At 67.5% G+C, this 9261-nt stretch carries 11 protein-coding genes; 7 read left to right on the top strand and 4 right to left on the bottom strand.

Features of this window, described 5'->3' with window-relative positions; genetic code table 11:
* Positions 1-544: 544 nt before the first annotated feature.
* Positions 545-1027, bottom strand: coding sequence for a VOC family protein (locus D187_RS18340; protein ID WP_020918116.1), 483 nt, complete (start codon positions 1025-1027; stop codon positions 545-547).
* A 326-nt stretch (positions 1028-1353) separates the two neighbouring features.
* Between D187_RS18340 and D187_RS18335 the strand changes: the two genes are divergently transcribed.
* Positions 1354-1812, top strand: coding sequence for a GNAT family N-acetyltransferase (locus D187_RS18335; RefSeq protein WP_020918115.1), 459 nt, complete (start codon positions 1354-1356; stop codon positions 1810-1812).
* Positions 1813-1933: 121 nt separating this feature from the next.
* Here the strand turns inward: D187_RS18335 and D187_RS18330 are convergent, their stop codons facing one another.
* Together D187_RS18330 and D187_RS18325 are read right to left on the bottom strand one after the other, a co-directional pair.
* Positions 1934-2596 carry a glutathione S-transferase family protein gene (locus D187_RS18330; RefSeq protein WP_002626807.1) on the bottom strand — a complete coding sequence of 221 codons (663 nt, stop codon included), beginning with the start codon at positions 2594-2596 and terminating at the stop codon, positions 1934-1936.
* Positions 2597-2616: 20 nt separating this feature from the next.
* Positions 2617-2904 (bottom strand): hypothetical protein, encoded by a 288-nt coding sequence (locus D187_RS18325; protein ID WP_002626806.1) that lies wholly within the window; start codon positions 2902-2904, stop codon positions 2617-2619.
* 203 nt (positions 2905-3107) lie between these two features.
* Here D187_RS18325 and D187_RS18320 point away from each other — a divergent pair, with 203 nt between their 5' ends.
* From D187_RS18320 to D187_RS18295, 6 genes are all read left to right on the top strand, one after another.
* Complete coding sequence (locus D187_RS18320; protein ID WP_002626805.1) at positions 3108-3443, top strand: hypothetical protein; 336 nt, start codon at positions 3108-3110, stop codon at positions 3441-3443.
* A gap of 147 nt (positions 3444-3590) precedes the next feature.
* Positions 3591-4100, top strand: a complete 510-nt coding sequence (locus D187_RS18315; RefSeq protein ID WP_002626804.1) for a putative signal transducing protein — start codon at positions 3591-3593, stop codon at positions 4098-4100.
* Between the two features lie 425 nt (positions 4101-4525).
* On the top strand, positions 4526-4837 hold the full coding sequence (locus D187_RS59240) for an ELWxxDGT repeat protein (protein ID WP_002626802.1): 312 nt from the start codon (positions 4526-4528) through the stop codon (positions 4835-4837).
* Between the two features lie 58 nt (positions 4838-4895).
* A complete protein-coding gene (locus tag D187_RS57890; protein WP_002626801.1) occupies positions 4896-5195 on the top strand; it encodes a hypothetical protein in 300 nt (99 codons plus the stop codon).
* Positions 5196-5595: 400 nt separating this feature from the next.
* Entirely contained in the window at positions 5596-6159 is a 564-nt protein-coding gene (locus D187_RS55235) for a hypothetical protein (RefSeq protein ID WP_155893411.1), read from the top strand.
* A gap of 141 nt (positions 6160-6300) precedes the next feature.
* Positions 6301-6780 carry an Rv1443c family protein gene (locus D187_RS18295; protein WP_002626800.1) on the top strand — a complete coding sequence of 160 codons (480 nt, stop codon included), beginning with the start codon at positions 6301-6303 and terminating at the stop codon, positions 6778-6780.
* A gap of 18 nt (positions 6781-6798) precedes the next feature.
* Here the strand turns inward: D187_RS18295 and D187_RS18290 are convergent, their stop codons facing one another.
* Entirely contained in the window at positions 6799-9237 is a 2439-nt protein-coding gene (locus tag D187_RS18290) for a helicase-related protein (protein ID WP_002626799.1), read from the bottom strand.
* Between the last annotated feature and the right edge of the window lie 24 nt (positions 9238-9261).

Raw genomic sequence — 9261 nt, 5'->3', positions numbered from 1 at the left:
TTCCCTCCCTCGGTTCCATGTTCCGGTGCCCCCTTCCCTCCACAGGGTCCGCCCGGGTGCGTTCCCCTGCTTCAGCGGTACTACGAGGCACTCCGACTTCCTGACGACCTTCACGCCCGGCTTCGTTTCCTTCGCCAGCGCGCTACCACCGCCACCCGTCCTTCGCTCCCGCGGGAGTCGGGCGCCCATCTCCCTCGGGCCTGGGCTTTCTTCCGGTTGCCCTCCGGCCACTTCGACGTGGAGTCGTCAGCACCTCCCAGGTTCCTGGAGGACCCTCTTGTCTGCGTGCCCCGCTCTCAGACCCCGGCGAGACCCCAGGACCTGGCCTGTTTCGGCCCTGGGCTGCTGCCTTCCGCTACTCGTACGGCGTCGGCTCTCGCGACGATTCAGATCTTTCGAGGCTCAATCACGCGGCCCACATACTCGCTGTCTACGCTTCGCAGCCCGGGTTGCCCCGGCACCACGCAAGACTCGCTTCCGGCTGGTGGCCTCCTTTGCCGGGCGGGGTTTGAACCCGCAGGGTCCCTTCGTGAAGTTTCCGCTCCTACATCGCTTCCTCCTCACCCAAGCTTTGCCTGGCGCACACGAATCGTCTGACACCTTCTTCGCCGCGGGCGAACTGCACGAGATCCCAGAGGTTGCCGTAGAGATCGGCGAAGACGGCGACCTTGCCAGCGAAGACGGCGACCTTGCCATAGGGCTGCTCGGTGGGAGGACGGATCCACGTCACGCCAGCGGCGGTGAAGGCTTCATGGTCGCGCTCGAAGTCGTCGGTGGCGAGAAAGAGGAAGACGCGCCCGCCGGACTGATTGCCAACGAATGCGGCCTGCGCGGGCGTGGCAGCGCGGGCGAGCAGGAGGGTGGTGGTGTTTTCCGGTGCGCCGGGCGGGCGGATCGTGACCCAGCGCTTGTTCTGCTCGGGCTGCTCGGTGTCCTCGACGAGGGTGAAGCCGAGCCTGCCGACGTAGAACGCGAGCGCCTCGTCATAGTCGCGGACGACGAGGGCGATATGGGCAAGATGGGGCATCTCAACGGCTCTCAGTGTCAGCCTTTGGCTTTCTTCACCTGGTCGTACTTCAGGACGAGGAAGCCCGCAAGGGTGAGGGCGAAGCCCTCCACCTGAGGGTGGATTGCGCTGCAGCTGACGGGACGGAAGCGGCTCGGCGCCGTGAGGGCGGCTGGCACGGGCGCACGCTGCTGGCCCTCTCCGTCACGGACGACCCGAAGCTGACGGAGCCGCTGGCGGACTTCCTGGTGCGCGGGAGTACCCGAAGCTCGCCGTGCCGTGCACGCAGGGGACACGGTAGACACTCACGGGTGGCGCACGCGTGGCAGTTTGCCTAGATGGGGGTCATGGCCCCTGTCACCTTTCGCATCGCCACCGCCGCCGACCTTCCCACCATCCTCGCGCTGCTCGCGGATGACGCGATTGCGCGCTCACGCCCGGGCTACGTCGCGGAGCCGACCCCGAGCGTGCGCGCCGCCTTCGACCAGATTGCCGCCGACCCGAACAACGAGCTCGTCGTCGGAGAGCTCGCGGGCGAGGTCATCGCCACGCTCCAGCTCACGTACATCCCCGGCCTGAGCCGGGGCGGGATGCGCCGCGCGCTGGTGGAGGCGGTGCGCGTGCGCTCGGACCTGCGGGGCCAGCGCGTCGGTGAGCAACTGATGGAGGATGCGATGACCCGCGCCCGGGCCCGTGGCTGCGGGATGATGCAACTCACCACCGACAAGCGCCGCACCGATGCCCACCGTTTCTACGCACGGCTGGGCTTCGAGGCGAGCCACGAAGGCATGAAGCGCGCGCTTTGAGCCCGCGCTTCCATGCGTGTCCTCCACGCGCTACCGGGTGGTGAGGGTGAGGCATTCCCTCTCGAGCTGAAGACGCGCCGCACCTCGCGCACTTCCCGCGAGCTGCTCCGCGAAATCCTGGCTAGCGAGTACTGCCGGGCGGTGCGCCCAGTCGCTGCTCGTAGGCGTCGAGCGTGCGTTGCCAGGCGGGTCGGGCCTCGCACCGCTGCTGATAGGCCCGCACGCGTGGGTAGCGGACGAGCACGTCACTGCCACGCACCTCGCGCAGCACGGTGGTCATCAGGACGTCCGCCACGGTGAAGTCCTCACCGACGAGGTACGGGCGAGCCGACAGCCACTCCTCGAGCCCGCCCAGCGCACGGTCCGCCCACTTCACGAGTCCGGGGCGGCGCGCCTGCTCGGCGGGGTCGCCGGCACTGAACAGATCGATCATCGCGATCTGGAAGAGCGGGGGCTCGACGGTGTTGAGCGCGGCGAAGCACCAGCGCGTCACCTGGGCGCGGCCCTGGAGATCCGAGGGGATGAGGCGGCCCGACTTCTCCGCCAGGTAGAGCAGGATCGCGCCCGTCTCCGTGAGCACGAAGCCGTCGTCCTCGAGCACCGGAATCTGGGCGAAGGGGGTCAGCCGCCGGTACTCCTCGGAGTTCAGCTCGCCCGCGAAGTGGTCGAGGCCGCGCACCTCATGGGGCAGCCCGCACTCCTCCAACATCCAGAGGGCGCGCAGGTCGCGCGTGACGCCAATCACCTTCGCGTGGACACGGCCAAAAGCATGGAGCGTGAGCATCCTTGGACTTTGAGCGCGGCCTAGCGGCGAAGTCCACTCAGGAACTGGAAGGTGAGGAACACGGCGATCAACGACAGGAAGGCGAAGGCGGCGTTCATCACGAAGAGGGTCGCCGGCCGACGCTTGCCGAAGACGTAGAACAGCCAGAAGCCCGCCACCATCACGGGCAGCAGCAGGAGCATGCGTCCCGCGGACACGGTGCCACCGCCCATGAGCCGGGACAGGTAATAGGACAGAGTCACCGAGCCGAGAAAGCTCGTGACGAAGTACAGCGTCTTCTCGCGATCGTCCCGCCTCAGCTGGTCCACGTACCCCTCCTCGTGGCGAATCGGTCTCTCCCCCACAGTGGGGACGAAGGTCTCCGCTGACCAGTGGACAAGCAGCAGGCCATCGCCGCCACGCCGCACACCCTTGCCTCGCCCCTGAAGGGAACGCGGCCTGGGCCGGTGTGTACCCCCAGGGGGCATGGCCGGGGTATGCTCGCGAGTACGTCCCCAGGAGGCAGCCCGCCGTGGAAGACATCCTTCCCAACCTCATTCCCCCGGTCCTCTCGCTATTGGGCGGGCTGTTGGCGCTCGTGATCCGGGAGGAGTACCCCCGTGAGGGGCGAGCGCTCTCCCGGGGCTCCTGGTCCGCGTTCCTCGTGACCGCCGTGGCGGCGGCCCCCGCGGTCCTATTCGCCGCCAGCACCGGCTTCAAGTCCCTCGGGATGATGTTCATGCTCACCCTGATACTGGCCATGGGGAGCGCCGTCGTGGGGCTGATCGTCTTCATCCTCGGCTGGATCTCGGGATGGAAGGCGACCCCGGAGGACGACAAGGCCGCGTCCAGCGCACCTCCCGCCTGATCCTCGAGCGCTCGCCGGATTTCTTCGTCCGTCCCCGCTGTTGCGCGAGTGACAGCGGACGCGCTCTGTCCTGGCCCCGAGGGCAGGGCATCCCCACGGATGGGGGAGCACGGGCCGTGGACCATGGCCTCTTGCCCCGGGGTTCCCATGCACACGTCGGCATCGGAGTCGGAGTCGGATCTCTGTCTGCTCACCACCTGTGCCAATGTGGTCGAGTCCTCGGCAGTACGCTCCCTGCTCGACGCGGATGGCATCGCCTGCGTCGTCCAGGGCGAGCATCACAGTGGAATGCTCGGCCCCGCGATGGGCGGCGCCATCATCGAGGTGCGCGTGCTGGTCGCCTGGAAGGACCTCGAGCGAGCGCGCGCCTTGCTCGAGTCCGAGGTGGAGACGCCGGAGGAGCGGGCCGCCGCGCTCGCCGCCGGCGTGGAGGAGGAAGCAGCCCCTCCCTGTCCCGTGCATGGCGAGGTCTCCACGGCCGTGTGTACGGGGTGTGACACCTTCCTGTGCGCGCGCTGTGACGTCCAGGGCTCGCCCCCGCGGTGCGAGGATTGTCAGGAGCGCAAGAGCGCCGTTCCGGACCAGCACTGGCGCCACCGCCGCCAGCTCGTCGGCTGGTTGGTGCTCGGCTTCATGTTCGGCATCGGCATCCTCTGAGCGCTGTACGTGCTGCTCCAGCGGCCCTCCCAGGACCCTCTCCAGTCCCACGGCACCAGCGCGTAGAGCCGGTCGAACAGGATCTGGCCCCGGTGATCCTTGCCGATGCAGCGCTGCCCCATCACGTAGACGCAACAGCTGAGCGCTTCACGCCAGGCTGCCTTCAAACCCATCGCTTTTTCACTAACACACGTTCAATTTCCCCGTGGGGTTGAAGCACTCTTGTGGGATGGAAAGGGTTCACTCTCGTGCTGGGTGAAGAGAGGAGCGCAACGGATGAGGAAGGACTCACGGTGGGGGTTGGGGTTGGCCGCACTGGTCGCGATGATGGGGGGCTGTCGGGCCTCCGAGGAGGTGCCTTCCTCCGGGAGCGCGCTCACGGCGGGTTTCCAGCCAGGAAGAGCGATGGGACGCCAGGGGGCACGGTGCTCGTCAAGGACATCCACCCGGGCGCCCAGGGGTCCAACGCCTCGCACCTCTTCGGCGCGGACGGACTGCTCCTGCTCAGCGCCGATGAGGGGATTCATGGCGAGGAGCCGTGGATGAGCGACGGGACGGAAGCGGGCACCCGGCTGCTCGCGGACCTCTCTCCTGGCGCCGGCGCCTCCTCGCCCAAGCACTTCACGCGCGCCGGAGACTCCATCTTCTTCCAGGCCACCGAGCCGTGGCACGGCACGCAGCTGTGGCGACTGCCCGTGGTGCTCGTGGCTCACCCGCCGACGCTGACCCGTCCCTGAACACCGGGGCTCGCCGCCTGCCACCACCCTAGAGATTCCTCCATGAAGCTCGAACACCATGTTGGAGGGCTCTCCAGAGAGTCTCCTCTACCTGGCACCGCTGGCTTTCGCCGATGAGCACTACGCCGAGGCCGCTGCCTTCGCGGAAGGCGCGGCGCAGGCCGCCCCGGAAGCGCCGCTGCCCCGTGCGGCGGCGGCCTACCTCGCCCGGGTGGTCCGGGATGGCAAGCGCAACGTCTACGTGTCGGCGACGAGTGCGCCTGCTGACAACCAGCCGCCAGTCAGGCGCAGCGGCGGCAACAACCCGTTCGGCTTCCTCAAAGGTGAGGAAAGTCAAACGCTGCCTTGGCAGCCTTGAACAGCTTGACCCGGGGAACATGAGCGATGCTCCCGTGCTCCTGTGCCAGGGACAGCATCTTGCGAAGCACCGTTAGCGCGTTGTTGATCCGGGGCGATAGCTGCTGCGCGCCGCGCTCGCAGCTATCGACAATCCCGGCACCGTCACGCTCTCCTCCAGCATCGACTGACGCCGCTACGCCTCTCCTCGTGGGCTCACTGGCTCCTCCTCGGCCTCGTCCAGACAGGGCTCGGCGAGCTATTACGCCCTCCTCGGCGCATCCGCACCAGCCCTCATTCTCAACAACCCTCCCACTCGCCCTAGCGTTCCGCACAATTTCGAACAACATCGGGGTTAAAACGCACTGGCTCCTTGTACACATGCCGCGGCCGAGGCAGCCTGAATCAGGTGGTTTCTGTCAATGGGTTTCGTCCGTTTCTGCTTTCCTCTCAAGAATGCGCATGGGGATGCGATGTTCAATTCATCGACCAAAGGCATCATCATCCAAAACCACAAAAATGGGAAACTCGAAGACAAAGACACTAAAGACAAAGACTACCTGGTGGGCAATGGAACATGGAGCCTGCAATATCAGGACAGGCCTGACAGCCTACTGACGCGAGTATGGCAAAAATTGACTCCAGAGGTCGTTGTAGAGCTGCTCATCGAAGCCGCATCGAGGCCCAGATACAATCCTGATGGACCGAGCACCGCGTATCTTGCCGGTCAAATGCTCCGTGAAATGCGTCATCTGGCATGGGTCATTGAAGGTGCACCTCACGCGGGCGGACAGAATGGCTCGACAAGCCGTGACTCCAACCTCCACGCCAGGGTAAGGGTCATCAAGGTGAGATGTGGTAGTACGCGCAATTTTGCGGAGGCCCGACATCTGGTACTCAAGGAGGAACCGCGCCTCCATATCATCGATATCTCGGACAGGGAGCCAGACGTCTGCTGGATTCCACCGCCGGAGCTCGAAGAGTAGCTTGCGTTCATGCTTCTCGTGTCGTAGCCGTTCACCGCCCCGGCTCGGTTGAGGAGACTGGATTGTCTGCCCCAGCCTGGGCACCGGGATTCGCTGACCGGCAGAGTAACCGGATGTGACACTGGGGATTCACGAACACGTATGGATGAACTGGCCACGTTTTTCGAGCGGACGAGCACGATCGACGCGCCCCTTCGGTCCGTATGGGAGCGCATCGCGAGTCCCGAGGGAATCAACGACGAGATGCGACCATGGCTCACGATGAGCGCTCCGCGCGGGGTCGGCGTGCTGCACCTCGATACCCTCCCCGTGGGAGTGCCGCTTGGCCGCGCGTGGTTGCGACTCTTCGGCGTACTCCCCTTCGACTACGATCACTTGACCATCGCCGAGTTGGAGCCGGGCCATCGCTTCCACGAGAAGTCGACCATGGCGAGCATGCGGCGCTGGGAGCACGAGCGCTGCCTCGTTGCTCGGGGCGGCTCGACCGAGCTCACGGATCGGATCACGTTCGTGCCGCGATGGGGGCTGCTATGGGCACAGCCCCTCCTGGCGCGCGTGGTGGCGGCGTTCTTCGCGCATCGGCATCGCCGATTGGCACGGTACTTCGCGCGCGCTCACTGAGTTCCCCATCCGCTCCCTTCACTCGGGCTTGGGCGCTCCCCCCTGGACACTCCCCTCCCCGGCCCGGCTTCTCCGCGGCTGCGGGTGTGCGCCCGCGTGAGCCGGTGGCCCATGCGCGCCACTCTTGCCGCCGCCCCGCCGCCGCCGCCGCCGCTTCACCGGAGCACCCCCGGACCGGCCTCCGAGCTCTCGCAGAACCCGCGCGCGAACACCGTTCTCCAGCCGCAGCTCCTGCAGGAGCGTGTGCGCCTGCCGGGCGCCCTGCGGGTGGCGCAGCGCCTCGCTGAGCCGCTCGACGACGTCGATCCTCAACGCCACGCTCCCGAGCATCTCGTAGCCGAAGGCTCGCGCGCTCTGGCCGCCCAGCTCCGCGATCCCAAGAGCGGGTTCTCGCGGAACACCCTTGGGGGAAGGAGCCTGCTGGAACAGCGCCGTCAGCATGCAGCGCCGCGCGAGCGCATGGGGTGAGAGCGCCTCGGCGACGTAGAGGTAGCGCTGGCCCTCGCGCACGCCCAACGTCTTCAAGCGCTCGCGGGACTCCTCGTCCAGCAGCCGCCACTGCTCGCGCGCCTCTCCCAGGGAAGTCACTCCGAGCCCCTCGGCCAGCCGGTAGGCCAGGCCCCGCGTCTCCGCGGAGCGATCCGCTCCGGCGAGGGATTCGGCGGGAAAGCCTCCCATGGCCTCGGTGACGAGATCCCTCGCCAGCGCCACCAGACGGCGCTCGAGCCGCCGCCGCGCGCCCGCGGTCCAGACCTCCGGCTCCGCGAGCGCGATCTGCGGGGAGCGCCGGTCCTTGCCACGCACCAGGCGGGCCAGCGGCTGCTCATCGAACGAGATGCTTCCGGACGCGTCCACCTGGAAGTCTTCATGCGTCGCGTCGACCACCCGCTGGACGAACTGCTCCTCGGTCACCGCGCCGTCCGCGCCGGGCACCTCCCCCAGCAGGAGCCCCAACCTGGCGAAGGGGCTGTCCGACCCGGCGGCGGGGGACGCGGCGGCTCTCACGAAGCGGCGTGTGCTCCGGCGCGCGGCCCGCTGCACGAAGCGCTCCACGAGCCGCTCGTGCAGGGCGTCCCCCAAGGCGTCCTCGATGCGGCGGGTGCGCTCCTGCCAGTGCTCCGCGTCGTGGAGCCAGCTCGAGCGATGGCTGATGTATGTCCAGATGCGGATGGCGGCCAGCCGGTCCATCAGGGTGTGGATGTCTCCGGACACGTCATCGAGCGGAGAGACCTGCCGGGCCAGCCAGGCCTGCTCCAGCCTCCCGTCCCCCTCGGAGAGCTGAAGGAAGGTCTCTCGCAGCAGCGCGACGTGCTGACCGAAGAGCCCCTTGCGGAAGTCTGGAATCTGGCAGACCTGCCACAGCAACTCGACCGAGGCCCGGTCGGTGGCCACCTCGCGAATGGCGGGAACGTGCGAGAGTTCCTTGAGCGCATCGAAGTCGTCCGCGCGCTCCACGCGGATGAAGGCGGCGTGGCGCGGGGCTCGCGACAACGAATCGAGCAGGGACTCCGGGCTCGAGAAATCGAGCGAGGAATTGCGCCAGATGAGACTGCGGACCGCGGGGAACCGGTGGGATTCGATGGCCGAGACCACCCGAGGCGGCAGCTCGGGCAGCGTGTTCAGCATTCCGAAGCTCCCGTCATTCAGGTGCCGCCCCGCGCGGCCCGCGATCTGCGCCAGCTCGTCCGGGAAGAGGTCGCGCTGCTCGGCGCCGTCGTACTTGGAGAGCGCCGCGAAGGACACGTGGTTGAGGTCGAGGTTGAGGCCCATGCCGATGGCATCGGTGGCCACGAGGTACTGCACCTCGCCGGCCTGGTACATCGCCACCTGGGCATTGCGCGTCCTCGGGGAGAGCGCGCCCAGCACCACGGCGACCCCGCCCCGGAGGCGGCGCAGCGACTCGGCGAGCTCGTACACGCGGTCCGCGGAGAACGCGACCACGGCCGAGCGCGGAGGAAGGCTCTTGAGGGAGTGGCTCCCGGAGTAGCGAAGCTGGGACAGGCGGGTGGCGCGCTTCACCGAGGCCTGGGGGATGAGCGCCTGGACCATGGGCCGCATCGTGTCCGCGCCGAGGAACCAGGTCTCCCGGAGCCCCCGCGCATGGAGCAGCCGATCCGTGAAGACGTGCCCGCGCTCCCGGTGGGCGGCGAGCTGGATTTCATCCACGGCGAGGAAGTCGACGGATCGATCAAGCGGCATCGCCTCGACCGTGCAGATCCAGTAGTCGGGGCGAGGGGGCAGGCGCTTCTCCTCCCCCGTCATCAACGCGACCCGCCCCTCACCCACTCGAGCGGTCACCCGGTCGTAGACCTCACGAGCGAGCAGGCGAAGTGGCAGCCCGATGATGCCCGAGTCGTGCTCGAGCATGCGCTCGATGGCGCGGTGGGTCTTCCCCGTATTCGTGGGCCCGAGCTCCGCCACGACGACAGACGACCGGCTGGATGGGCTGAAGTTCATTGGCGGAGTCTAATCCCTGCCAGT

It is taken from the genome of Cystobacter fuscus DSM 2262, from assembly GCF_000335475.2.
Classification (GTDB): Bacteria; Myxococcota; Myxococcia; order Myxococcales; family Myxococcaceae; genus Cystobacter; species Cystobacter fuscus.
The sequence above is the reverse complement of the archived record's forward strand: the minus strand, read 5'-3'. Positions and strand labels throughout refer to the sequence as shown.